The organism is Planococcus massiliensis, assembly GCF_000821325.1.
Lineage (GTDB): Bacteria > Bacillota > Bacilli > Bacillales_A > Planococcaceae > Planococcus > Planococcus ruber.
This window is the reverse complement of the sequence record NZ_CCXS01000001.1, coordinates 919,002-943,692: the sequence shown is the minus strand read 5'-3', so window position 1 is coordinate 943,692 and position 24,691 is coordinate 919,002. Positions and strand designations below refer to the sequence as shown.

Sequence of the window (24,691 nt, the reverse complement as noted above, 5' to 3'; positions counted from 1 at the left end):
TACTAGAGTCTCCAAACAAGATATCCTTTCTCTTCTAATTCTGATTTGTTGAATATAGATTTTATATCAATAATTATCTTTTCGCTATTATTTTTAAAATCGCCAAACATTTTATTAATTTTTTCTATACTTAAATCTTTAAATTGAGTATGGGCTACTGCAAAAACTAAGCAATCTGCACCTTGAATATCTTCTATATTGCCTAAGCTAAATCCATACTCGCTCTCTACTTGATTATTTGTTACATTCGGGTCGACAATTATAGGTTCTATTCCGTATTCTTTCAATGTATTAATTATATCAATAACTTTTGAATTTCTAATATCAGGACAATCTTCTTTAAAAGTTACACCCATTATGACTACTTTGGATTTTTTTACAACCTTATCTGCTAGAATTAATTTCTTTATTATAGATTCACCAATAAATTTACCCATTCCATCATTAATTTTACGCCCTGATAAAATTATTTGACTATGATACCCTAAGCGCTCTGCTTCGTATAAAAAATAATAGGGATCTACTCCGATACAATGTCCTCCAACAAGTCCTGGATAAAATTTAAGGGCATTCCATTTAGTATTCATGGCTTCAATTACTTCTTGAGTATCAATATTCATACTATTAAATACCATAGCTAGTTCATTCATAAAGGCTATATTTATATCTCTTTGGCTGTTTTCAACAACTTTAGCTGCCTCTGCTACTTTTATTGAATTCGCTTTATATACACCTGCTTCAATAATTAATTCATAAACTTTTGAAATTATTTCTAAGCTTTCTTGATCAATCCCAGATACAATCTTAACTATTTTATCTAATGTATTTTTTCTATCTCCAGGGTTAATTCTTTCTGGAGAATAACCTACTTTAAAATCTACTCCACATTTCAAACCTGACGCCTTTTCTAAAATAGGAATACAAAAATCTTCAGTAATTCCCGGATAGACTGTAGATTCATATACTACAATTGAGCCCTTAGTTAAGTGGCGCCCAATTGTTTGACTAGCTCCTTCTACAGGTTTAAGATCTGGAGTTTTATCTGAATTAATAGGAGTGGGAACTGCTACGATATAAAATTTCGCTTCTTTTAAGTCTTCCTCGTTAGAAGTAAATTTTATAGTTGAACGCTTGATTTCTTGCCCGCCTACTTCATTAGTCGGATCTATTCCAGAATTGTATAAATCAATTTTACTTTGGTTTACATCAAACCCAATTACATTTACTTTTTTAGCGAATGCTATTGCTAATGGCATTCCAACATATCCCATACCAATGATAGCAATATTTTCTTTTTTTTCTTTAATATCTTTATAAAGAAGCATTATCATTCCTCCAAATTTCTAATGTTTATTACCTAATATTCTTAGAAGTCCCTCGTATATTAAAAACTGCAAAAGTATACAAGATATTTTTTTTAAAAAAGATTAGGCTCATTATTAATGTAATAATTAATGTCGATACACCTATTAGGAGTGCATATAATATCCAATCTACATAAGACAGGATTTTAAATTCAATTTGATTAAGTGTTAATATGCTAATAGTTATTGCAATTATATACACAAAAAGATTTTTAAATAATTCATTGAAAGATATACTTAATATTTTTTTTCTGCAATACCAAGTTATATATATTGTTCTTATTAGCGAAGCCACTATAGATCCAAAGAGAGCACCTTGAAATCCAAAAAAGTAGCATGCAAATGGTGTAAGAATTATAGCTGCGAATACTTCTAAAACTGCACTTCTACTTGTTTCTTTATATTTTCCTGTGGCTCTTATCAATAAGTTTGGTGTAAAATTCAAATTACTAAGAGATTCATTAACAATTAAAGATATGACAAGTAATGGCGCGTAATAACTAATGTCAGAAGCCTCACCTATGTAAACATCGATAAATGGAAGCGTCAAAAACCAAAAGCAAACAAAAAATATACTTGTTATAATAAATATCATATTACTCGAGTATAAATATATTCTTTCGTTTTTTTTCGCATCTCCTTCAATTACAATATTCCCCATAGTCGCTGAGATCCCATTACATGAAATGTCAACAATTGATCTACCAATATGAAATACCATACTATATATAGTAAAAATACTAGCATATTCAAATCCAAACATTATTGTAATAAAAATAATAGGAACTATAGTTTTAAGCATGTTTGACACGTTAATAGTTAAAGAATTCCACTTTTGCTTAATAGCAATATAATTTGGAGGTGCATTCTCGTCTAAAAATCTATAATACTTAATAACATGATTTTTCATCCACATTAATCTTATAATTGAAAAAAGCGGAGTCATAAGAACTACAAAAACTACATTTGTTTCATTTAAAATAAGAATAATCTGTATTATTGTAGTAACTATTCTTGTAATCGAGTTAGAAACAAGAGATATATACTGTTTTTGATCGGAAAATAAGATGAGATTATATTTAAAATATTTAAAATACCCTAAAGCCGTTATTATGCTACTCAGCATAATTATAAGAACCCCAGTTAAATAAGAGGTATTATTGGAAAGTGATAAGGGAAAAAGGAAAGACCAGACTATCACAAAAACCAACAGTACTAATCCTACTTTAACAAAGAATTTATTAACAGCTGAAAAAACACCATTTATCTCTGAAAAATCATTATTCTTTAGAGCTTTAAACAGAGGGTAGCTCGCTGCTGCAGCTACTCCACCTTCAAATAATGCAAAGTATTGAATTATAAGCAAAGAAGAAGACATTAAACCATTAATTTCTGAGCCGTAATAAGTAATAACTAATCTAGGTATAACTAATGCGATTGCTATAGATACAACCTGAGTAATTAAGCTGGCTAGTATATTATTCATAACTCTTTTTTTATTCATAAATTTTAGCACCGAAAGATTATTTCGTTACTTTTACACCGCCCTTATCAAACCATTCTTTAACTAATTACTCTTTTTCAATACTATTTTTTTATTTAACCAATACAATATTAGTGGAACAAATATTGAAAATGACATATCATTCATTTGTATACTCGCATTTTGCCCCATTAAAAATCCTAATCTAGCACAAGTTATTGTTAGAAAATAAATTAGCAACGTTTCATTTGTAGACTGTTGGATACCACTTAATGAATCACCTAATTTGACAAATAACAAGGTTAACATTGGAGCTAAAAACAATCCAAAGTAAAAATATCCTTCTCCAACCATTGGTATGATTTGGAACACTCTATCATCCATATACATCCTTGCATTAAAAAATTCATTCGAGTAATTTAATGGCAAGTCTTTAACCAAAAAATTCAGACCAAAAGTAGGTCTGGCAAAATCATAAAGAAGATTTAAAAGGTGTCTATGTTCTTCAAACATTTCAGAAGCTTCCACAGCTATCGCAACATTATAAGGGCTGCCTAAATATTGTTGCATTGTTCTGGCTAAGTTAATTAATGGATTTTCTCCATTTAGAATTCCATTCATTTGTCGAGTTGCAGTTATAGCAGGTATAACAATCGCAAATGCAGAACTCACGATAATAGTTATTAGTTTAAGATGTTGTGGAAATAAACGATAAAATAAATAGCTAGAGGCTACTGCCATCATTATAAAATCTGATCTATTCAGTCCAGAATAGATTGTGATATTGAAAAACATGGCAATTAAAGCAACATAAATCCAGACTTTATTATTATTTTTAGTATATAATTTATAAATTTTTGAAATTATCAATACAAATAAGATTTGTTTAGACACTGAAATACATAAGACTGCCGCTAACTCTAATGTTGATAATTCTAATGCATGCGAGTCATTACTATTTGGAATTACAAAATTAAAGTGATTAAGGGCATTAGGAAAGCCCAAAGCCATTAAAATTGTAAAAAGAAAAAATAAAATAAATATAAAATAATTGTTAGATATCACGATATCTTTATTTTTAGGACGGCTTATAATTTCTTTTTGCTTTCTATGTTTTAAATATAGCAGTAAAAAAGTTACTGCTATGAGCTCGTACAAGACTAAAAAAAAGGATATATCAAAAGCTTCAGCAGATGGCTGTACAGCAGATCTCCCCTCATATAAACCTGTAAACACCGTAAGCACAGGACTAATTAAATATCTAAAAGTCATTAATATAGCTAAAACTAAGTAAAAAACATTTAGTCCTTTGAATAAAGCTTTTGAAATAACCAAAGGAAAGCTAAAAGCAAATAGTAAGGGCATTAAAAATAACAGTTTGTAAGAAGGGTCTACATTATTAGATAAAATGTAGAGGCTAGCTATAATACTAAGCGTGAAAATAAAAAAATTAAAAAATACTTCACTGATTTCCTTATTACTTTTCTTATATCTTTTCACTTAAATCACCTTTCCAATGGCTTTACCTGGTACTCCCCCTATTATTGTATTTCCTTCAACATTACTAGTTACAACAGCTCCAGAAGCTATTAAACATCCTTTCCCAATTTCTACACCGTCAGTAATAACTACATGACTTGCTAACCATGTGCCCTCACCTAAAATAATTGGATTAGAATCTGCCTGATTGGAAGCTACTCCGTTTATAAACTTATGCTTTGATGTTGCTAGTACACTAAATGGACCGATTATGGTATTGTCTTGAATATTCAATCCTCCATTAGCATTAATCCAAGCGTTATGAGCTATATAAACATTTTTACCAATTACTATTTTTTCCGGCTTATTAATAATGACACCTGAAGCAATTTTAAATCCTTTCCCACAACTTTTAAAAAATGGTCTCATTAGAAACCCTCTAATTTTTGTAGTTAAGGAATGATTTGGCAATAAATTCGTCAATAAACTTATTATATGCAAAGGGATATTTCGGAAAACAAAGTGAAGTCCAGGTTTTATTTTATTCACTAATACTTACTTCCCTTCTGAATATTTTTTGAAAAATTTCAGTTCTTTTAGAATCGATCAGGTTAACATCAAATTGTTTTGAAAACTCAAAGTTCCTAGTACTTATTTCTTTTAAATCTTTATTTAAAATTTCTTCGATTTTTTCACTTATCGCTCTTGAATCAGCTTTTTTAACAATAAATTCCTTTGCTAGCAATTCAGGCATTCCCCCAACATCTGTGCAAATACACGGACAGCCTCTACTCATTGCTTCTATCAAAGATCTCCCTTGAGCTTCTGCTAAACTTGGTTGAATGTATAAATCAATCTCATCAAGAATGTCAAAAATCTCTTGATGCTTTACTGCTCCCATAAATTCCACTTTTTTTTCAACACCATATCTTTTTGCTACTTCCTGAAGCTTTGAATGATTACCACCACCAATTACTTTGTACTCGATATCATATCCTCTTTTTATTAATAGATTGATAGCTTTAATTACATACCTATGCCCTTTATATCGCATATTAGTTGCTCCAATAGAAGCAATCGTAATTTTCTTTTTATTCATACTGTCAATTTTTTCATGTCTATTAAGAATTATTTTTTCATCTACTGGTTGGAGCATTACGTTTGGACAAACATACTCTTTACCTAAGGTAGGATATCTTTTCTGTAAAAATTTCTCTGTTATATACATCACATTAGAAGCAGATTGAATTTCCCTTTTTGTCTTTGGAACTTTTAAAATAGCCATAACTTTCCCTAATATACTATGGTTCCATAAGCTATCCCACTCACAAGCAACCACCTCAATTAAATAAGGTTTGTTGAATTTTTTTGCATATTTCAATGCATTAGATCCAATAGTGCTTGGTAATCTAATTACTATAAAATCTGCCTTATACACTGCTTCCTTAATAATATGATTGGCTTCTTTACTTTGGGTTAATATTCCTTTTACACTAATTATATTTGGACATTCAATCACTTCCAAAGGTGACAATGTCAATTGAGACATTTTTTTTTCTAATTTTTTTTCTTTAACTTTATTAACTCTCATAAGTAAAGACAAAGTATCTGCAATAGCGTAGTACCTTATTAAAGATTGGTTATTATGTGATATCCCAAAATAATTATTCCGGTCATTCCTGTAAATTGGTCCATTGTGACAAAATAAAACTTTCATAAATTCAACTCTCTTCTTACACTAAATGTAATATAACAATTAATAAAAATTATTTAAATATTAGTGATATAATTTGTAAAAAAGTATTTTTCATTCTTTTTTTGCTTGTTTCGAGATTAGAACCTCATTAATTTCTTCTATATATGCATGTATAATAATAGAGCGATTAAATTCTTTTTCCACTTTTTTTCTTCCTTCAATTCCCATTTTCATTTTCATATCAATACTCAATTTTAAAAACTCTTCAATTTTTTTTATTAAATCTTCCGTGCTTTTCTGTTCAATAATATAGCCGCTGACTTTATTATCTACTATTTCTCGACATCCGTTCCTATCCGTAGTAATAATCGGCCTTCCGCTAGCTGCAGCTTCAAGCAAAACATTCGACATACCTTCTGGATAATAAGAGGGGTGAATAGTACAATGCGATATTGCATGAAATTTACGAACGTTTTTTTGCATACCGTGATATTTTATTATTCCTAATTCTTCCATTCTTTCTAACTTATTTGTATATTCTTGTTCGCAAAAACCTAAGACATGGAAAACAGTTTGAGAATATTTTTTTTTAATGTACTTTGCCGCTTCTAGATACTGGTCAATACCTTTTTCTTTCATAACACGAGCAATGAATAAAAAATTAATTTCTTTATCTGAGGGGTATTTTAATAGAGAATATTCTTCAAGGTTTACACCTGATCCTGGGATCAGCCTTGAATTATCTCTTATAATTCTTTTTTCTTTAAAAAAATCTTCATTTTCTTTATTCTGCATAAAAACGCAACTAGCTTTTTTTAGAGCTGACTTATACAAATTTAAAGTGATTTTTTGTAGAATTCCTTCTTTTTCTACTGCAGTACCTAAACCAGTAACATTGGCAATATAAGGAATTTTAGCAAGCCGGCAAGCCACTCCTCCATACACATTTGGTTTTATAGTATATGTCAGAACTACATCCGGTTTAACATTTTTAATTATTTGTCTATATTTCATCAGTAACTTTAAATCAGTTACCGGATTTGTTCCTCTCCTACTAATTGATGTGTTAATAAATATACAACCTAGCTCTTCTAGTTGTGGAATATAATCTCCATAAGGAAGTGAAATATAAACTTCATTTTCTTCGACTAATTCTATAAGAAGTTCTTTTCTAAATTTATATAAGCCTACATCATTATTAGCTAGTATTAAAATCTTTGCCATAGTTAATTCTCCTCGCTGGAACACCAACATAAACTCCAGTTTCATTTATATCCTTAAGTACTACTGCTCCAGCCCCTAGAATAGCACCACTTATTATTTCTAGATTATTACTTACTATGCTACCAATTCCTATCCAGGTTCCTTTACCAATTATCACTGTCCCCGCCAAGTGAACTCCCGGAGAAATATGCGCAAAATCCTCAATCAAATTATCATGATCTACTGTAGCACTAGTATTAATAATGCAACCTCTCCCAATCTTAGTCGAAGAGTTAATAACAACTCCTGCCATTATTACTGTACCTTCAGCAATCTCGACTTCTTTCCCAATAGCTGCACTGGGATGAATCAATATTGGAAAAGTTGCTCCTTGAGCCTGCAATTCAACTTGAATTTTCTCTCTGATAGTATTATTACCAATAGCAACAAAAATATCCCAATCATTAATATAGGCTTCGATATCTTTCGATGTTCCGATAATATCAAAACCAAGAGAAACTTTTAAGCTTTCATCATCATCTAAAAAAGCAATCCTCTGCCACTTGTTCATTTTAAGAGCAGTATCAGCTACTACTTTCCCATGGCCGCTGGCACCTATTATAAGAAGATTTTGTTTCGCAGATTCATTCATGTTTTTCAGTCCCTTTAAAAGCTTCCATAGTAACCGTAGTGTCCGAACTAATGCCATCTCTAACAAAAACCTTCCTAAAAGTAAGAAAGATGATCTTCCAATCTCCGATAAAACTAACTTGATCCACGTATTTAACATCTAAATTGAATTTTTCTTCCCAACTAATTGCGTTTCTGCCATTTGCTTGAGCTAAACCAGACAACCCTGGTCTAACTTCATGACGGCGTTTTTGATGTTCATTATAAAGTGGTAAGTATTGTACCAATAATGGTCTTGGCCCAATAATAGACATATCCCCTCTTAAAATATTAAAAAGGCCAGGAAGCTCGTCTAAAGAAGTAGATCTTAAAAACTGACCAAATTTGGTCAGGCGAATTTCATCAGGCAACAAGTTTCCATTCTGATCTTTTTCGTCAGTCATCGAACGAAACTTATACATGAAGAAGATTTCCTCGTTTAATCCTGGACGCTGCTGCTTGAAGAGTACTGGGCTACCTAGCTTTGTTCTGACTAAAATAACTACGATTAAAAAGACCGGACTCAAAACAACAATAGCCATCAAAGAAAGTAAGAAATCCATCGGCCGTTTAAAAAACCTTTTATATAATCCGCCCTTAGAAACCTTCATAATTATTCCCACAACCTTCGAATAATCTTCACAACTCTCTCCAACTGCTTATCCGTAATTTTCGTATCACTAGGCAAGCAAATCCCATTTTCAAACAACTTCTCAGAAACATCGGTTCCCACAAAATCATATTTCTCAAAGTAAGGCTGAAGATGCATCGGCTTCCACACTGGACGCGACTCAATATTCTCTTTCTCAAGAGCCTCCATCATATCAATCGGACGAACCTTACCAGTCAAAGTCATAGCGCTCAACCAATAATTCGGTTGATCCCACTCATTACTCGGCATGAATTCTACACCTCCAAGATCACTGAGATTGCGTATATAAAAATCGTATATGTAATTCTTCTTTGCAACTCGATCATCCAATACTTTAAGCTGCCCTCTGCCAATTCCGGCAACCACATTGCTCATACGATAGTTATATCCCAATTCGCTATGCTGGTAATGTCTTGCTTGATCTCTTGATTGCGTTGCCCAGAATCTCGATTTAGCAATTCGTTCTTCATTATTTGAAACGAGCATGCCACCGCCTGACGTCGTGATGATTTTATTGCCATTGAATGAGAAAATTCCGTAATCACCAAACGTTCCCGTATGCTGACCTTTATAGCAAGTTCCTAGGGACTCTGCTGCATCTTCAATCAATGCGACATTATATTTTTTGCAAAGGGCTGCAATTTTATCCATATCTGCCGATAAACCATATAGATGAACTAAAAGGACTGCTTTTACTTCCGGATATTTCTCAAATGCTTCTTCCAAAGCTTTTGGAGACATATTCCATGTTTCGTAATCGCTGTCGATAAAAACCGGAATCGCATTTTGATAAATGATCGGGTTTGCAGTTGCAGAGAATGTGAGAGTCGAACAGAAGACGATGTCTCCTTCTCCCACCCCTGCTGCTTTGAGTGCTAAGTGGATAGCCGCTGTTCCAGATGAAAGAGCTGCTGCCGCTTTTGAACCGACTTTTGCAGCCAGTTCATTTTCAAATTCGTTTACATTCGTTCCAAGAGGAGCAATCCAATTTGTATCGAACGCTTCTTTTACGTATTGCTGTTCGTAGCCTTCCTCACTCATATGAGGTGAAGAAAGAAAAATCCGTTCTGCCATTATCTGATGCTTCCTTCCTGATGTACCGCAAATTTCTATTGCGCCTTTAATGATTTATTTTGCAGCTTTTAATAAGTGATTTTCACTTACTTTTACATTCTTACGATTCGCTAGTGCAATTAATGTATCCTTTAAAACATCTACTTCCATATCCAATAACTTATCCAACAGAATCGTCAGCTCTCCCTCACTAACCGGGTTCGCCTTCCCAATATGGATTTTCGGAAATACTTGCTGGCTTTGGATTTCATCTGCATTCAATAATTCTTCGTATAATTTCTCTCCAGGACGTATGCCTGCGAACTTGATGCCGATATCTTCTACTTCATAGCCCGATAACCGGATCAGGTTTTCTGCCAGGTCCACGATTTTCACAGGTTCGCCCATATCAAGGACGAAGACTTCTCCGCCTTCAGCGAGAGTTCCTGCCTGGATAACGAGACGAGATGCTTCCGGAATCGTCATGAAATAGCGCGTCATCCGTTCATCTGTTACTGTGATTGGACCGCCTGCCGCAATTTGTTTCTTAAACAATGGAATTACCGATCCGCGTGAACCAAGTACGTTCCCAAAACGAACTGCTGCAAATTTCGTCTTGCTGCGTTTTGCCAAGTTCTGGACGATCATTTCGGCAAAGCGCTTCGTTGCCCCCATAACGTTCGGTGGGTTGACCGCTTTGTCGGTCGACACCATGACGAAGTTTTTAACACCCGAGAAATGTGCCGCATCTGCTACGTTCTTTGTACCAAAAATATTATTTTTGACCGCTTCCATCGGGTTTCCTTCCATTAACGGAACATGCTTATGCGCAGCGGCGTGATAGACGACATCTGGTTCGTAGTCCATCATGATCTGGATCATGCGTTCGCGGTCTTGGACGTCTGCAATGATCGGAATGATTTCGGTATCGCAGTCAATCGAATTGCGCAGTTCCATGTCGATCAGGTAAATCGAGTTTTCGCCGTGGCCGAGAAGCAAGAGCTTCTCCGGTGTGAAGCGTGAAATCTGGCGGCAGATTTCGGAACCGATGGAACCGCCTGCTCCTGTGACGAGAACGGTCTTTCCTGTCAGCTGGCCCTGGATTTTATTCATATCCAATTTCACTTCGTCGCGCCCAAGCAAGTCTTCGATTTTCACGTCTTGCATATCCGTGACGGACAGTTTTCCCGTCATCAAGTCTTCGATGAGCGGAATGATTTGCGTTTTGATGCCGGTGTCGACGCACTGGGAAATGATTTCTGCGGTTTCTGCTTTCGGGAGTGAAGGAATCGCGAAGACGATTTGTTCGATTTTGTTGTCTTTTGCAATATCGGCAATGGCATCGGTGCCGCCGACGACCCGCACGCCGTAAATTTCCAAACCTTGCTTTTTGATGTCATCGTCTACGAAGGCAATCGGCAACAAGCCTTTTTCCGGGTTGTTGATGAGCTGGCGGGCTACTAACGTGCCGGCTCTCCCCGCTCCGATGATCATCGTGCGTTTTTGGTCGTTTTTTTGGTGGTCGAGGAACATATCCCGGAGCAAACGCCAGGAAAGTCTGGATCCTCCGATTAATAAGAGGTGCAGCATCCATGTAATGGCCAGTGCCCGAAGCAGCACATCTCCCCGCACAAAGTATTGGACCAGACCGACCGCGATGACGGAGAAGGTCACCGCCTTAAAGATTGACGTCAATTCGCCGATCGACGCGTATTCCCAAATTTTCCGGTAGAGCCCGTAATACATCGCAAATGCGTGGTGCGCGACAAAGATCGTCGTAGCGCTCGCCAGCAAGAAGATGCTGTCAAAGGGGTTGGTCCATGGATGAAGCAAGAAATAACCGATAAAGATGGAGAAGAAAACAATTAAGGAATCCAGCAATACCAACAGGGATACTCGGTTTTTCAAAGACACGCTATTCACTCCTTTCCGTTTTAAGTACTTTAGATCTAGGCAATTAGACTATTCATCTATTTTAGCACACTAGTATTTGGAAAAGAATACATTTCAAACACAAATTCTTACTTTTTCTGTTATTAATTTCTGAGATAACTTACAATTCCTACAAATTCATGAATACGTAATCCTTAGTTCCCGAAAAGGAATACGTTTCGTTTTTATTTCAAATGCTTATGTATGAATAGTCCTGAGGAATGGGTCTAGAGGTCTAAAACCAGAAAATCCGTTTATAGGCCTTTTTCCGAGCTCGTTTAGGCATAGAAAAAAGCAAAAAGGGATGCCCTTTTTACTTTTCAGCTCCGTAGTATTGGTAATAGTAATTGTCTTTCGGCAAAATGAAGTTATTTAAAACAGCACCGATCAAGCGGCTATTGGATGAAGCAATCGCTTCTTTCGCTTTTAGGGCCATTTCTTTTTCCGTTGTGCCGGAGTTGACGACGAGGATTGTACCTTCGCATTTGCTGGCAAGGATCTGGCCGTCGGTTACGGAAAGAACCGGCGGCGCATCGAAAATGATGATGTCGTACGTTTCTTTTAATTGTTCAATCAAAGCGTCCATTGATTTGGATGCCAAAAGCTCCGCCGGATTTGGCGGAATCGGACCGCACGTCAATAGGTCAAGGCGTTCGATCTCGGTTTCCCGGATCGCCGCTTCCGCCTCGATTTGGCGGGTTAAGACAGATGACAAGCCTTGCGTGTTCCCCATATGGAACGTATAATGCGTCGTCGGTTTCCGCATATCGGCATCGACTAGCAAGACACGTTTTCCTTCTTGGGCGAAAACGACAGCCAAGTTCGCCGATGCCGTTGACTTCCCTTCAGAAGGAGCAGCTGACGTCACAAGCAGTGAACGGATATCTGAATCCGGAGACGAGAAGTTGATGTTCGTCCGGAGCGTCCTGAATTGTTCCGCTACGTAAGAGCGGGGATTGGTAAACGAGATTACTTTACGCGCAGTTTCCTGCAATACTTTTTTCTGTCTCTTTCTTGCCATCTGTTTTACGCTCCCCTTCTCTTAGATGAAGTTTTTGCAGCTTCCTGCATATCGGTTTTTTCTTCGATTGGTGAAATCATGCCAAGTACCGGAATGCCCAGTACGTCTTCGATATCTTGATCGCTTTTGATTGTCGTATCCAAGTATTCAAGCAAGAATGCGATACCGACTCCAAGCATTAGGCCAATTACAGCGGCAATCGCCATATTGAGCATCGGATTTGGTTTGATCGGGGTCGGGTCTTCTTTCAACATAGCCGGCGAAAGAATCGAAACGTTGTCAACGCTCATCAATTCCAGAATCTCGTTTTGGAAAACGTCTGCTGTCGTGTTCGCAATGTCTACAGCAATTGCCGGGTCTGCATCTTCCACGGAGACGTTCACGACTTGTGAGTTTTCTGCGTTGCTGACGGTGATTTTGCTGTTCAGCTGTTCAGCAGTTAAGCCAAGGTCAAGCTGCTGCGCCACTTGATCCAAAATGGCCGGGCTTTTGATGATGACTGAGTATGTATTGATCAATTGAAGGTCGGTTTGGATGTTCTGGTTCGTCAGCTGCGTTGCTTCCGTCTGTTCCTGATTGACGAGAATCTGCGTTGACGTCTGGTAGATCGGTGTCAGCAAGGTGTAGCTGACAACACCTGCGATGATGACTGCGATGACCGTCAAAGCGATGATCAAGACGAGCCTTTTCTTTAACGTGGTGAAAAGTTCCTGTAACGAGATGGTTTCTTCCATGTGCCGTTTGACTCCTTTTAAGGTAAATGTGGTAGGTTCTTACTTTAAATGACAGGACAGCCCCTCTTTTGATGCGGGAATCAGCTGGCGGTTAAAGTCCGATTGGTCTAAGCGGTGGTAAATAATTTCCTGTTCACCGGTTCACTTTATCTCAGTATAACATGAAGTTATAAGGGTATTGCGGTTTATTTTGGAAAATTTTCGTAGGTATTGTTTCCTTTATTGGGAAGGATGCAGGTATTTTCACATGCCCAGATGGATAAATTATGTCGAAAACCGTGCGTGGAGAAGAGATTTTTGAGTTTTTTAGCAGGACGATTAGAAACGAATTGGAAAAGAGATTCTTAATAAAAATAGTTGGAGCAGACTGACTTTATTCTTACCTATTTTGTATTGCCTAAGGGTTATAGCCTAGCCATTGGGGTTTGGCAGCCATGAGCTAAAAGAAGGAACACTTGGTTTTATTGTATGTATTTAGGAATTCACATGACTTCTCTTAGATTTCCTCCTATAATGAAAGTGACTAAGAAAAAGGGGCTTTTTGGCAATGACTTCTAAGATTTTAATCATCGTTCCCGCTTATAACGAGGAGCAGGCCATTGTTGGGACAGTCCAGCAACTGGAACAATTTGATGAATATGATTATGTGGTGATTAACGACGGCTCAACGGACCGGACGAAAGAAATTCTGGAAGCCCATAACTTTTCGCACGTGACGCTTCCTTTGAACTTGGGCATCGGCGGTGCGGTCCAAACCGGCTTCCGGTACGCGGAACGTTTCGGCTATGATTATGCGATTCAGCTGGATGCGGACGGCCAGCACGATCCGGAAGATCTTCATCATTTGGTGGCGGAGATGAAAAAGCGGGATGTGGATATGCTGATTGGTTCGCGGTTTTTGGAGAAGTCGAATTACAAAGGCAGTTGGACGCGCCGGGTCGGCATTCTTTATTTCAATTATTTGTTGCGCCTGATTGCCCGGGTGAACATCACGGATCCGACTTCCGGCTACCGGATTGTCAACCGCCGCGTGATCGAGTGGTTTGCGAAAGACTATCCGGTGGATTATCCGGAGGTGGAAGTGATTGTGAAGCTTGCGCGCAAAGGCTTTAAAGTGGAAGAGACGAAAGTCGAGATGAATGCGCGGCAAGGCGGCGCGTCTTCGATCACGCCCGGCAAGTCGGTCTATTATATGGCGAAAGTGACGTTCTTTTCGCTGATCCGTTCTTATATATAGGAAGGAGTTTTGTGAATGAATACGGTTTATCTCATTGTGATCGCTTCATCCCTCTTCTTTCTGTTTGTGGTAATCGGGATGACGGCGAAGAACAAGCTGACGGACCAGTACGCGTTTATGTGGCTGACGTTTTCGATCATTGGCGTCGTGCTCGCGTTTGCTTTGCCTTATTTAAATGATTTTGCCCGCGCGATCGGCATCAGTTATTTGCCGTCGCTAATTTTTTTACTGGCGTTTTTGGTGGTGTTGAGCTTGCTCATCTACCATACGCATTTATTGTCGAAGCAGGAGCATCGCATCAAAACGCTCGTGCAGGACGTTGCGTTTTTGCAGCGTGAAATACAGGAAGTACGGAAAGAGGATTCGCGTTCATGAATATTGTGTCGCTGTTGTTGGTATTGTGCAATACGTTGATATTGGTTGCCGGCCAGTTTTTATGGAAGGTCGGCATGGAGAAAAATACGGATGCGTTCAGTTCGATTTTCTCGGTGGTTAAATTGTTTTTCACGCCGTATATTTTTTCGGGCTTGACGATGTATGGGCTTGCTACGGTGTTGTGGCTGTTCATTTTGACGCGGGTGCCGCTGAGTGTGGCATATCCGCTGCAGTCGAGTGCGTATGTGATTGCGGTGGTTGGCGCGTTTTTTATTTTCGGTGAGGCGATTACGCTTTGGAAGATTGCAGGTGTGTGCTTTATCATGCTTGGGGTTTCGATTATCGGAATTAGTGAGATGCGTTGATGGTGAGTTTGGGCCTCCTTTTTAGGGGGTTCTTTTTATTTAGAGCGTTTTCTTGAGCCGTTCGGCTCGCTTAGGGGGTGACTTTCGCAAGAAGCCAAGCAAAGAGCGCTTGTCTTCTTGCTTCGCTACCCCCATGGCGCTCCCTCACTTTTGGGTGTGGCGGTAGTTTTGGTGAAATCACCTCAAAACCTGCTGAAATTACCCCAAAGTCGACTGAAGTTACCCTTTTAGGTGTCGAAATCAACTTTTCTCCTGTTGAAATCACCCTGCCCTTGCTTTTGTCGCTTTTCGCGAAGCGGAAAGCCGGTTTTGAGTAATCAGATTTTGTTGTTTGAGTTCCCCCTCGTTTATTCAGAACGGCATAAATGCCAGCGAAAAGTAGTCCATCTTGCTCTTTTTTTCGGGAAGTGTTTTGAGGTCTGTTTCATTTTTGGGTGTTTGGTTTAGAATGGGAGATAGGTTTTGTTTTCTTGGAGAATTTAGTAGAATGGATGGATTGTTTCATTCTTACAGATCAGAGGGGTTTCGTTGTGATATTTAATTCGTTTGAGTTTATCTTTTTGTTCCTTCCGATTGTTTTTGTTGTTTATTACATACTCGGCCGCCTGCATATTCCATTTGCGAAAAGTTGGCTGCTGGTCGCTTCGCTGTTTTTCTACGGTTATTGGAATCCTGCGTATTTGCCGCTGATTTTGGTGTCGATGGTAATCAACTATACTGTCGGGGCTTTTCTTGGCAAGGACCGGGCGAAGCCGCTGCGCAAAGGGATTCTGACGCTCGGGATTTTATTTAATGTCGGCTTGCTTGGCTATTATAAGTACTATGACTTCTTTGTGGAAAATATTAATATTGTGTTCGGTTCGGAGATTGTGCTGAAAGAGCTGCTCTTGCCGCTCGCAATCAGTTTTTATACGTTCCAGCAGATTGCGTATCTGGTGGATTCGTACCGCCTCGAGACAAAGGAATACAATTTCCTCAATTATGGGTTATTCGTTTCCTTTTTCCCGCAATTGATCGCGGGACCGATTGTACACCACGGCCAAGTGATGTCGCAGTTTACAGATAAGAAAAATTACCGGATCCAGTATGAGAATATTTCGAAGGGGCTCTTGGTGTTTGCGATCGGGCTGTTCAAGAAAGTCGGGATTGCGGATGTGTTTGCCGGTTGGGCGAACACCGGCTATAGCGATGTTGCGTCGCTGACGTTCCTCGACAGCTGGTTTACGACGCTTTCCTATACGCTGCAATTGTATTTCGATTTCAGCGGCTATTCGGATATGGCGATCGGGCTTGCCCTCTTGTTCAATATTCGCTTGCCGATCAATTTCAATTCGCCGTATAAAGCGCGCGACATCCAGGACTTCTGGCGGCGCTGGCATATTACGCTGTCGCATTTTTTGACCGCTTATATTTACATACCGCTCGGCGGCAACCGGAAAGGGCCGCGGCGGACGTATTTGAATATCTTCATCATCTTTTTGGTGAGCGGCATCTGGCACGGCGCCGGCTGGACGTTCCTCATTTGGGGCGTTCTGCACGGCGTGGCAAGTGTCATCTGCCGCTACTGGAAACTTGCGGGTTATAAGATGAACGGAATTGCCGCCTGGGCGACGACGTTTTTATTCGTCCACTTGGCTTGGGTGTTCTTCCGTGCGTTGTCTTTGGAAGACGCGATGACGGTGCTCGGTGCGATGTTCGGTTTCAACGGCTTCTACTTCCCTGCCGGCATTTACAAATTGTTCCCGGACTTCAATCCGGACTGGGTGATGCTTCTGCCGTTTGATACGCCGACGATTCATATGTATTTCTTATTATTGATTGGTTTATTGCTCAGCTGGTTTGCGAAAAACTCGATTGAAATCAAAAATGAGATGAAACGGAATGTGCCGATGGCGATTTTTGTGGCGTTGCTATTGTTCTACAGCACGATGCAATTGCAGCAAGTGAGCGAATTCCTGTACTTTAACTTCTAGGAGGAGATCCCGTGGACGATAAGAATTTTACAATGACGGTCATGGCGATCTTCGCCTCGCTGACCGCGATTGTGGTGGCGGTGAATTTTTGGATCGATCCGCTTTGGCATTATGCCCATGCGCACCTGTTCAACGATGTGCAGGTCGTGACCGATGAGCGCGAGCAAAAGACGGCGAATCAGAAGTATCAGCCAAAAGACGTCGATACGCTGTTGATCGGTTCGAGCCGCAGTACGTATATCCATACGACCGCTTTTGAGGATTGGAACGTTTATAATTATTCGGTAGCGAATTTATCGATGCGTGAATACCGCACGATGATCGAATATGCGTTTGAGAAGAATCCGGATTACGAACGTATTGTTCTTGGCGTCGATTTCTTTAAGTCGAGTACGCAGGAAGCGGAAGCGCCGAAAGATATTACGAATCATGTGGCGCGGACCGAGAAATCGTTTTACCGGACGAAGAATTTATTGTCATTGGATGTATTTGAGACATCGCTGAAGAATCTACGTTTGTCCGCGGCCAATGAGATTTCCGAAGACCGCTTGTATAACCGCGAAGGGAATGCGTTTGCGCGGCGCTTGAGTGCTGAAGAGACGGCGGCGGATACGGCGAATAAAATCGAGATGTTCGAGAAAAGCTTCTACGGTTCGCATTATGTGTACTACCCTCGCTATAAAGAGATCATGGGAATCGTGAAGGATACGGAGCCGGAAATTGAGAAGACGGTTTATACGACGCCGATTTCAACGGAGCTGTTCAAATCGCTCGTTTCGACGGATTTGTATGACGATTATGAGGTTTGGCTTCGTGATTTGGTCGACGTGTACGGCGGCGTGTGGAATTTCATGTATCCGAACTCGGTGACGAATGAAATCACGAATTATTACGACGGCCACCACTTTTATCCCGAGATCGGCAATTTGATCGCGAAGCGTGTGGAGCAAGGTGCGGACGCGGCGGTGCCCGAGGATTTTGGGGTGTGGGTGACGCAGGATAATCTTGAGGAGCATTTGGAAGATGTGCGTGAGCTGGTTGAGGAGATGGAGATTGAGTGAGGCGTTAGACTTTCTAAAGTCGTTCGTCCCGCTTAGGGGGTGACTTTCGCAAGAAGCCAAGCAAAGAGCACCTGTCTACTTACTTCGTCTTCCCCATTACGCTCCCTCACTTGGGTTGTGGTTTTATGTAAGGTGATTAGATAGAGAGTAATTTGTGAAGCTGCTTGTACCTTTTGGTGCGGGTGGCTTTTTTTGATGGCGGCGAAATCACCCTTTTCTTGTTTGAAACCACCCCTCTACTCCACGAAATTACCCGTCTCGCCTTCGAAATCACCCTACTCACTAAGGTTTTGCCTTTTCTCGCTTTTTGCGGAGCAAAAACGACGGTTTTGGGCAATTGGGGTTTAAGGGGTTTGGGCGAGTTGCTCTCCCCAAACGATTGTCTCTCCTGACATAAATTGCGAAATCACCCCACAGCATGCTGAAATTACCCTTTTCTTGTTTGAAATTACCCCTCCACTCCTCGAAATTACCCTTCTCGCCTTCGAAATCACCCCACACATCAAGGTTTTGCCTTTTCTCGTTTTTTGCGGAGCAAAAACGACGGTTTTGGGCAATTGGGGTTTAAGGGTTTGGGGGGCGAGTTGCTCGCAAACGGACTTGAGTTTCCTCACACTGCCCTTACCCAAAATAAAAACGCCTCCGCATTATGCGAAGACGTTCCACCATTTGGGTTTTGGGATGTCCTGGGGTTCCAAGACGATCAAGTTGCGGTTGAGCAGGATGCGTTCGTTGTTCTCGAGCATCAAGTCGACCATTTCGTGGCGATTCTTTTTTTCCAGGTAATCGAGTCCTTCATTGAATAGGAAGGGACGTTTGTCCAAGCTATGTACGTCGGAGCCGTAGACGTGGATCAAGTTCGCATCCAGCAAAGTCAATGCGTTTTTCTGGATGGCTTTGCCAAAACTTCCGGCGATGGAGCCGGCGGTTACTTGAGCGACTGCTCCGTGGAGGAGGAGTTTTCGCAGGCGCTCCGGCTTTTCGATGATGCCTTGGTTGCGTTCCGCGTGCGCGATGACCGGTACATAATTGGCTAAAATCAGCTGTTGGATGATCGGCACAGTGTAAGCCGGGATGCCGGACGACGGCAGTTCCAGCAAGACGTATTGCGAATCGGCAAGCGGCAGTGCTTCGCCGTCTTTTAGGCGCTGCGGCAATTGTTCCGACAGGCGATTTTCAAGGCCGCTGTAAACTTTGATCGGCAATTGCTGTTCTTCGATATAGGCATTCGCTGCGGCCAATTGGGTCCGGACGGCCCCGATATCGGTCTTGAAATTCGGGTGGTGGCCATGCGGTGTGGCGATGATGCCGGTGATTTGCTCTTCGACTGCTTTTTCAAGAAGCCGTTTTGTCTGTTCCATCGTTTCAGCGCCGTCATCGAGGCCTGCCAAAATGTGTGAATGCGTGTCAATCATAGGTGTTCTCCTCCGTTGCTTGAAAAATGTTGAGTGGAAGCCTTTCGCAGGTTTTATTAGTTGAGGGGCTTTCGTCTTTCATTTAAAAAACAGGCACTCCGGTTAAGAAGTGCCTATTCGTATGATTAGTTGATAAATTTAATTGAGTTAAGGAAATTATACAGGATTCTTGAAGTTTCTGCACGTGTTGTTTCATTTTGTGAACGGAACGTGTTGTCTTTGAATCCAGACAGGTAAGATGCTTGAAGCACGCGCTCAACATGCGGACGTGCTGCAGGCGAAATGTAACGGTAATCGGCGAAGCTTGAAACTTTTTTCGTTGTGTCTAATTTTACATCTTCAGACCCGATATAGTCCATTGCTTTGCTGATCATGATAGCCGCTTCGTTGCGTGTGATTTCGTTGTACGGTCCGAACTTGCCGTTGCCGTAGCCTGAAACGATTCCCGCTTCTACAACTGCTGCGATTTCTCCGTTGCGGTTAACCGCTTGCGTTGGAGATACGTCCGTGAAGTCTGCGGAGTTCACGTCTTCAGCTACTAAACCAAGTCCACGAGCAAGCACTGCTGCGAATTCGCCGCGCGTGATTGAAGTTGATGGCGAGAAGCTGTCTGCTGATTTACCGGAAACGATCATTTTCGAAGCCAATTTCTCGATATATTCCTCAGCCCAGTAGCCGCGGTTATCGATGTCTTTGAAGGTTTTTGCGTTTTGGATCACTGTATATGCTGAGTTTGCCGAGAAGTACAAGTTCGCTGTTTTTCCATCAATGTATGTTGGAACTGCTGTAAATGAACCGTCTTGGTTTACCCGTACGCCGACTGAAGTCGCTGCGTTAAGTGCTGTCGGAGTTTCGATTGAACGCAATACTGGGTAACCCAAGTATGTAATGTCAATAGATTTGCCGTCTGGAGCTACTGCTTTGATGCTGAATTCGATTGCGAAGCCGATTGAGTTTTCTTTCGTCAATTGGTTTGCGATTTTTGTCAATTCAACTGTGATGCTTAGTTCAGAAGAAGCAACGCCTAAATCTTTCGCAAGTTTTGCTGCATCAATTACGGATACTGGCAATTCGTATGAAGCTTCAGTTGAAGCGATGACGATTACTGCATCTGCATTTTTGTTTTCAAGCGCTGAAGCAATTGTCAACGGAATTGATACTGCTTCACCCGGTTTTACGTCAACTGCCAATTCTGTTACAGAAGGTGCGTTTTGGATCGCTTCGATAACTTCTTCAGGGTTGTTTTTCAACGTGTCCGGAGTTGCTTCGATTTCACCGCCTGGTGTAGTTGTTGGTGGTGTTACTGGTGGTGTTGGAGTTGTTGGAGCACCACCGTTGTTTCCACCGCCGCCTGTAGAAAGTGCAGCCAAAATCTGGCTTGTCATAGTATTTAATTGTGTATCAGTAGGCTTAACCAAAATTTCTTTAACAGAAGCAGGCGCTTCCGCTTGAACTTTTGTAATTGAGTTTTCTAATACGGTTATGATTTGACCAGTAGTAGCAGCTTGATTCAATTCAATCATTAAATCGGTGCTAATTGAATTAGCAAAATTAAACATATCTTGTAAGTCGCCTTCATCTTTCAAGTATGATTGGGCTTCTCCCAAGAAAGTTGTCATCCTTGCTAATGCCTCTGCCTCTACTTCGCTCTTTACTCGAGAAGTAGGAGCTTCGATTAGATTTGCTAAATCACCTTTTAAATCTTCATAATTCGAATAATTTGGATCAATAAAATCCCCAACGTTTACTGAAAGTACATGTTGTGTAGCATTTACAATGTTTTGTTTTTGAGTGGTTAATTTAACGTATTCTTCTGCTAATTTTGTTGCTGCTTCTTCTGGAGTAGTTGGCGCCGCATCTGCCGCAACCGGGATTCCTACTGCAACGACTGATGATAAAGCCATAGTTCCAGCTAGGAACATTTTCGTGTTTTTGTTTTTACTCAACCTTGCTCACCTCTTATTTGAAATTTGTGGTATTGTCTAATTGTAGCTTAATAAAATTGGTACTACAATATTAATTTCTGTAAAAAGTTAGTAATTCGGTGGATATTTGTATATAATTAGCAATTATTATGGCTATTTTGATTAGATTATTTATTTAGATATAGGAGGATGTAATGATGAAAAAACATTGGAAAAAGATTGTTTTGGTGCTGGGGATCCTCTTTCTAAGCGTCGCGGGTTATTTGGTGTATTTATTCCAGTTCAAAGAATACGATGTTGCGGATGAGCAGGTCGATGAAATTACGAAAGAGAATTATGAAGTGGAATTGCCGGACGGTTCTAAGATTATTGTTGACGGCGATGGAAATGTGATAGAAGAGGAAACTGGAGAAGCGGCTGAGGGGGGTTCAAAAGACTCTTCATCAGAAAATGCCTCTGGCGCGAATGGAAATTCTGCTGACGAATCCGGTTCAGGCGGTTCTGAAGGAAGCTCTTCTGCAGACGAATCGACGACTGGCACTTCTTCAGGGACAGCCGGATCTTCAACTTCAAACGGCGGAACAAGTTCTGGCGGTTCGGATAAAGCAAGCGGATCCGGATCAAATTCCGGTTCCACTGCCGGCAACACAGGATCAAATGGCTCTGGTTCATCTAATTCGGGCGGCGGTTCAGCTGGCGGGTCAGGAGGCTCCGGTTCGGATGCCGGATCTGGTTCCGGTTCTGGTAAAGTAACGGTAGCGCAAATCAAGCAGAAATATGAACCAAGTTTGGCGGATATCGAAAGCCAGGCAAATTCACGCATCAACGGGTTGGTCAGCCGTGCGAAAAGCGAGTACGACTCGAAAAAAGCAAAAGGCGAATCGATCAGCTACGGTTACTTCTATAATAAGTACATGTCCGCAGCCACTGAGCTTGAAGGCCGTACGGATACAGTCTTCTACGCAGTCCTTGGCTCGATGAAAAAGGAATTGAAGGCGAACGGCTTAGCTGAATCGCATGCTGATTCCCTTGTTTCTGAATACGAAGCACGCAAAGAACAGCGCAAGAGCGATTTGATCAGCAAGGCTACTGGACTATAAGGACAGCAAAAATGCCACCCACTTCCAAAAGTGGATGGCATTTTTTTATTTGTCCGGGCACACGTTTTGATCGGCGTGCAGCGCATGTTTGACTTCTTTTAAACCATAGTAGTTTCGGAAGTAGATAAAGACGCGGCGTGGAATTCCGAGTTCTTTCGCCCCTACGGACGGCCCGTAGTTTTTTGTAATGTAGTATTCGTAAATGATGTCTTTCATGGGCTTGCCAAATTGTTCTTCCAGTTGAGTTTGGTACATTTCGAACTCCTCCATAAACCTTTTTACCTACTCTCTAAAGTGTATTAGATGAAATTAAAAATTATCAGGGCTATAAGTTACAATCATTATAGCCCAATCAGTAATTTTTGCCTATAGAGATTCGGAAGTTTTTTGAGAAAAAATGGGTTTATTTGAAATTTACTGGTTAACGACATCCGAGATGTAATAAAAGCCGGAATCGTCCATAACGACAGTATAGGTTTTATTGCGTTCTTCTTTCGTCGCTTCTCCTGAAGCATTCAGGAAATCAAATGCTTCGTACGTATGGACGAGTGCGTGATCTTCGTTTATTTCCACGCCGGTGATTTCCAGGTCGGTGAATGTGTATTCCATGCCCTGGCCTGTGATTTCCGTGATGTAATCGCGGATGCCGATGTAGGCCGGGCTGTCATATAACAACATGTCTTCGACGTAGAAGAAATCTTGGCTGTTGAGTGCGATTTCGTAGTAATAGCGGAAATCGCCGATGAATTCACTCAGGAACACTTCATCAAAGACCAGATTGCCTTCGTGTTCGTAGTCGTATTCATAGTCTTCGCCTTCGTAGTTTTCGAAGTCGTCGTATGCCGGGAACAGCGCAGCGACTTGGGATTCTGTCATCGGACTGTGGACCCAGCTGTTGACGAGGTCGACCATCGAATGCATTGGAATCGAGAAGCCGATTTCGCTGCCGTCCATGAAGAGCAATGAGTTGATGCCGATGACTTTGCCGGTTTTTGCATCAATCAGCGGGCCGCCGCTTGAGCCTGGTGCGATTTGGGCATCGATTTGGTAAATGTCTTCATAGAGGAAGTCTTGTTCGAAATCGCGGTCGATCCCGGTTAAGTAACCGATCGAAGCGGTGTTTTCGAAGCCGGACGGGCTGCCGAGCGCGATGACTTCCGTGCCGACATCGGTCGGGTTCATTTCAATTTCAAGCGGCGCAATCCCTTCGTACGCATTGACTTTGATGAGCGCTACGTCGTATTTATCGGAAATGCCGATCACTTTGCCGGGCTGCTCCTGGCCATTGATGTTCCGGACCATGACATCGGTGAAGCCCGCGACGACGTGTGCGTTGGTCACAACGGTGCCGCTATCGGTAAATGAAAAACCGGATCCGTAGCCATTTTCTGTTTTGATGGTATAGACTTTTTGCTGCGTTTCTTTAATGATGGCCGTCTTTTCACGCGTCTTCGGTTCTGATGGCTCCTGCTGCTCCGCTGGCGGCTGGATCGTTTCGACTTTCGTCACTTCACCAGCAGATTCAGCGGGCTCCTCTTCTTTTGGCTCTTCCGGTTCCGGCGCTTCGTCCTCGATGACGTCTGCCGTTTCTTCAGCCGGCTGCTCGGTGCGCTGCCGCTCGTCGTCATCCCCATCAAGCAATTGCGCAGCTCCGATTCCGCCTGCAAGCAGCACCGCGGCGGCGATGCCGACATACAAGCCCTTTTTCTTCTTCGGCCTTTTCGAGCGCATCTCTTCCAGCGGTTCGCCGCAATTCTTGCAGAAACGTGCGCCTTCTTTATTTTTCTGTCCGCAATTCGAACAATACATAGTCGTTCCTCCTATTGGTTTTGCAAATGTTTTTTTGCTAATTATGCCATTCCCCTTTGATTATCGCCATTATACATGGGAAATAGTGCCATGAACAGATTACATAAGGTGTGTTTTTAGTAGACGAAAAGGGTGGGAGGAGGGT

Annotated in this window: 22 protein-coding genes; 6 read left to right on the top strand and 16 right to left on the bottom strand. The window is 40.8% G+C overall.

Annotated features, from left to right (window positions below; all coding sequences use genetic code 11):
- Positions 1–2: 2 nt before the first annotated feature.
- The 12 genes from BN1080_RS04620 to BN1080_RS04565 all read right to left on the bottom strand — a co-directional run bounded on the left by BN1080_RS04620 (position 3) and on the right by BN1080_RS04565 (position 13,286).
- Positions 3–1,325, bottom strand: a complete 1,323-nt coding sequence (locus BN1080_RS04620) for a nucleotide sugar dehydrogenase (protein WP_052650771.1) — start codon at positions 1,323–1,325, stop codon at positions 3–5.
- A 28-nt stretch (positions 1,326–1,353) separates the two neighbouring features.
- Positions 1,354–2,868: a lipopolysaccharide biosynthesis protein gene (locus tag BN1080_RS04615; RefSeq protein ID WP_052650770.1), complete on the bottom strand. Its 1,515-nt coding sequence runs from the start codon at positions 2,866–2,868 to the stop codon at positions 1,354–1,356.
- A 63-nt stretch (positions 2,869–2,931) separates the two neighbouring features.
- Positions 2,932–4,347 (bottom strand): hypothetical protein, encoded by a 1,416-nt coding sequence (locus tag BN1080_RS04610; protein ID WP_052650769.1) that lies wholly within the window; start codon positions 4,345–4,347, stop codon positions 2,932–2,934.
- Positions 4,348–4,875: an acyltransferase gene (locus tag BN1080_RS04605; protein ID WP_199876586.1), complete on the bottom strand. Its 528-nt coding sequence runs from the start codon at positions 4,873–4,875 to the stop codon at positions 4,348–4,350.
- Complete coding sequence (locus BN1080_RS04600) at positions 4,868–6,043, bottom strand: glycosyltransferase family 4 protein (RefSeq protein ID WP_052650767.1); 1,176 nt, start codon at positions 6,041–6,043, stop codon at positions 4,868–4,870. Before BN1080_RS04600 ends, BN1080_RS04605 begins: the two co-directional genes overlap by 8 nt.
- Positions 6,044–6,133: 90 nt before the next feature.
- Positions 6,134–7,246 carry a glycosyltransferase family 4 protein gene (locus BN1080_RS04595; RefSeq protein WP_052650766.1) on the bottom strand — a complete coding sequence of 371 codons (1,113 nt, stop codon included), beginning with the start codon at positions 7,244–7,246 and terminating at the stop codon, positions 6,134–6,136.
- Positions 7,221–7,877: an acetyltransferase gene (locus BN1080_RS04590; RefSeq protein ID WP_052650765.1), complete on the bottom strand. Its 657-nt coding sequence runs from the start codon at positions 7,875–7,877 to the stop codon at positions 7,221–7,223. Before BN1080_RS04590 ends, BN1080_RS04595 begins: the two co-directional genes overlap by 26 nt.
- The gene (locus tag BN1080_RS04585) at positions 7,870–8,505 is read right to left on the bottom strand and encodes a sugar transferase (protein WP_052650764.1); all 636 of its coding nucleotides are present in this window, start codon (positions 8,503–8,505) and stop codon (positions 7,870–7,872) included. Before BN1080_RS04585 ends, BN1080_RS04590 begins: the two co-directional genes overlap by 8 nt.
- Before the next feature lie 2 nt (positions 8,506–8,507).
- Positions 8,508–9,620, bottom strand: coding sequence for a DegT/DnrJ/EryC1/StrS family aminotransferase (locus BN1080_RS04580; RefSeq protein WP_052650763.1), 1,113 nt, complete (start codon positions 9,618–9,620; stop codon positions 8,508–8,510).
- 54 nt (positions 9,621–9,674) lie between these two features.
- The gene (locus BN1080_RS04575) at positions 9,675–11,513 is read right to left on the bottom strand and encodes a polysaccharide biosynthesis protein (protein ID WP_052650762.1); all 1,839 of its coding nucleotides are present in this window, start codon (positions 11,511–11,513) and stop codon (positions 9,675–9,677) included.
- 331 nt (positions 11,514–11,844) lie between these two features.
- Positions 11,845–12,552 carry a CpsD/CapB family tyrosine-protein kinase gene (locus BN1080_RS04570; protein WP_052650761.1) on the bottom strand — a complete coding sequence of 236 codons (708 nt, stop codon included), beginning with the start codon at positions 12,550–12,552 and terminating at the stop codon, positions 11,845–11,847.
- Positions 12,553–12,557: 5 nt separating this feature from the next.
- Positions 12,558–13,286, bottom strand: a complete 729-nt coding sequence (locus tag BN1080_RS04565; RefSeq protein WP_052650760.1) for a YveK family protein — start codon at positions 13,284–13,286, stop codon at positions 12,558–12,560.
- Positions 13,287–13,833: 547 nt separating this feature from the next.
- Between BN1080_RS04565 and BN1080_RS04560 the strand changes: the two genes are divergently transcribed.
- The 5 genes from BN1080_RS04560 (at position 13,834) to BN1080_RS04540 (ending at position 18,297) form a co-directional block, all read left to right on the top strand.
- The gene (locus BN1080_RS04560; protein WP_052650759.1) at positions 13,834–14,523 is read left to right on the top strand and encodes a glycosyltransferase family 2 protein; all 690 of its coding nucleotides are present in this window, start codon (positions 13,834–13,836) and stop codon (positions 14,521–14,523) included.
- 15 nt (positions 14,524–14,538) lie between these two features.
- Positions 14,539–14,898 (top strand): DUF2304 domain-containing protein, encoded by a 360-nt coding sequence (locus tag BN1080_RS04555; RefSeq protein ID WP_052650758.1) that lies wholly within the window; start codon positions 14,539–14,541, stop codon positions 14,896–14,898.
- Positions 14,895–15,263 (top strand): DMT family transporter, encoded by a 369-nt coding sequence (locus BN1080_RS04550; protein WP_052650757.1) that lies wholly within the window; start codon positions 14,895–14,897, stop codon positions 15,261–15,263. Before BN1080_RS04555 ends, BN1080_RS04550 begins: the two co-directional genes overlap by 4 nt.
- A gap of 530 nt (positions 15,264–15,793) precedes the next feature.
- A complete protein-coding gene (locus BN1080_RS04545) occupies positions 15,794–17,236 on the top strand; it encodes an MBOAT family O-acyltransferase (RefSeq protein ID WP_052650756.1) in 1,443 nt (480 codons plus the stop codon).
- Positions 17,237–17,247: 11 nt separating this feature from the next.
- Complete coding sequence (locus tag BN1080_RS04540; RefSeq protein ID WP_052650755.1) at positions 17,248–18,297, top strand: hypothetical protein; 1,050 nt, start codon at positions 17,248–17,250, stop codon at positions 18,295–18,297.
- A 647-nt stretch (positions 18,298–18,944) separates the two neighbouring features.
- Here BN1080_RS04540 and BN1080_RS04530 read toward each other — a convergent pair.
- Both BN1080_RS04530 and BN1080_RS04525 read right to left on the bottom strand, forming a co-directional pair.
- The gene (locus tag BN1080_RS04530; RefSeq protein WP_052650753.1) at positions 18,945–19,712 is read right to left on the bottom strand and encodes a tyrosine-protein phosphatase; all 768 of its coding nucleotides are present in this window, start codon (positions 19,710–19,712) and stop codon (positions 18,945–18,947) included.
- 125 nt (positions 19,713–19,837) lie between these two features.
- Positions 19,838–21,658 (bottom strand): S-layer homology domain-containing protein, encoded by a 1,821-nt coding sequence (locus BN1080_RS04525; RefSeq protein WP_052650752.1) that lies wholly within the window; start codon positions 21,656–21,658, stop codon positions 19,838–19,840.
- Positions 21,659–21,834: 176 nt separating this feature from the next.
- Here BN1080_RS04525 and BN1080_RS04520 point away from each other — a divergent pair, with 176 nt between their 5' ends.
- Positions 21,835–22,737: a hypothetical protein gene (locus tag BN1080_RS04520; protein WP_052650751.1), complete on the top strand. Its 903-nt coding sequence runs from the start codon at positions 21,835–21,837 to the stop codon at positions 22,735–22,737.
- Between the two features lie 45 nt (positions 22,738–22,782).
- On the opposite strand, the gene BN1080_RS04515 is transcribed toward BN1080_RS04520, so the two are convergent.
- Positions 22,783–22,992, bottom strand: coding sequence for a hypothetical protein (locus BN1080_RS04515; RefSeq protein WP_052650750.1), 210 nt, complete (start codon positions 22,990–22,992; stop codon positions 22,783–22,785).
- Between the two features lie 159 nt (positions 22,993–23,151).
- Positions 23,152–24,546, bottom strand: a complete 1,395-nt coding sequence (locus tag BN1080_RS04510; protein WP_052650749.1) for a trypsin-like peptidase domain-containing protein — start codon at positions 24,544–24,546, stop codon at positions 23,152–23,154.
- Positions 24,547–24,691 lie beyond the last annotated feature (145 nt).

Excerpts from the sequence above, each read along its gene's own strand:
- BN1080_RS04620 (WP_052650771.1), bottom strand. The coding sequence starts at position 1,325 with ATGCTTCTTTATAAAGATATTAAAGAAAAAAAAGAAAATATTGCTATC.
- BN1080_RS04615 (WP_052650770.1), bottom strand. The coding sequence starts at position 2,868 with ATGAATAAAAAAAGAGTTATGAATAATATACTAGCCAGCTTAATTACT.
- BN1080_RS04600 (WP_052650767.1), bottom strand. The coding sequence starts at position 6,043 with ATGAAAGTTTTATTTTGTCACAATGGACCAATTTACAGGAATGACCGG.
- BN1080_RS04595 (WP_052650766.1), bottom strand. The coding sequence starts at position 7,246 with ATGGCAAAGATTTTAATACTAGCTAATAATGATGTAGGCTTATATAAA.
- BN1080_RS04590 (WP_052650765.1), bottom strand. The coding sequence starts at position 7,877 with ATGAATGAATCTGCGAAACAAAATCTTCTTATAATAGGTGCCAGCGGC.
- BN1080_RS04585 (WP_052650764.1), bottom strand. The coding sequence starts at position 8,505 with ATGAAGGTTTCTAAGGGCGGATTATATAAAAGGTTTTTTAAACGGCCG.
- BN1080_RS04580 (WP_052650763.1), bottom strand. The coding sequence starts at position 9,620 with ATGGCAGAACGGATTTTTCTTTCTTCACCTCATATGAGTGAGGAAGGC.
- BN1080_RS04570 (WP_052650761.1), bottom strand. The coding sequence starts at position 12,552 with ATGGCAAGAAAGAGACAGAAAAAAGTATTGCAGGAAACTGCGCGTAAA.
- BN1080_RS04565 (WP_052650760.1), bottom strand. The coding sequence starts at position 13,286 with ATGGAAGAAACCATCTCGTTACAGGAACTTTTCACCACGTTAAAGAAA.
- BN1080_RS04560 (WP_052650759.1), top strand. The coding sequence starts at position 13,834 with ATGACTTCTAAGATTTTAATCATCGTTCCCGCTTATAACGAGGAGCAG.
- BN1080_RS04555 (WP_052650758.1), top strand. The coding sequence starts at position 14,539 with ATGAATACGGTTTATCTCATTGTGATCGCTTCATCCCTCTTCTTTCTG.
- BN1080_RS04550 (WP_052650757.1), top strand. The coding sequence starts at position 14,895 with ATGAATATTGTGTCGCTGTTGTTGGTATTGTGCAATACGTTGATATTG.
- BN1080_RS04530 (WP_052650753.1), bottom strand. The coding sequence starts at position 19,712 with ATGATTGACACGCATTCACACATTTTGGCAGGCCTCGATGACGGCGCT.
- BN1080_RS04520 (WP_052650751.1), top strand. The coding sequence starts at position 21,835 with ATGAAAAAACATTGGAAAAAGATTGTTTTGGTGCTGGGGATCCTCTTT.
- BN1080_RS04515 (WP_052650750.1), bottom strand. The coding sequence starts at position 22,992 with ATGTACCAAACTCAACTGGAAGAACAATTTGGCAAGCCCATGAAAGAC.
- BN1080_RS04510 (WP_052650749.1), bottom strand. The coding sequence starts at position 24,546 with ATGTATTGTTCGAATTGCGGACAGAAAAATAAAGAAGGCGCACGTTTC.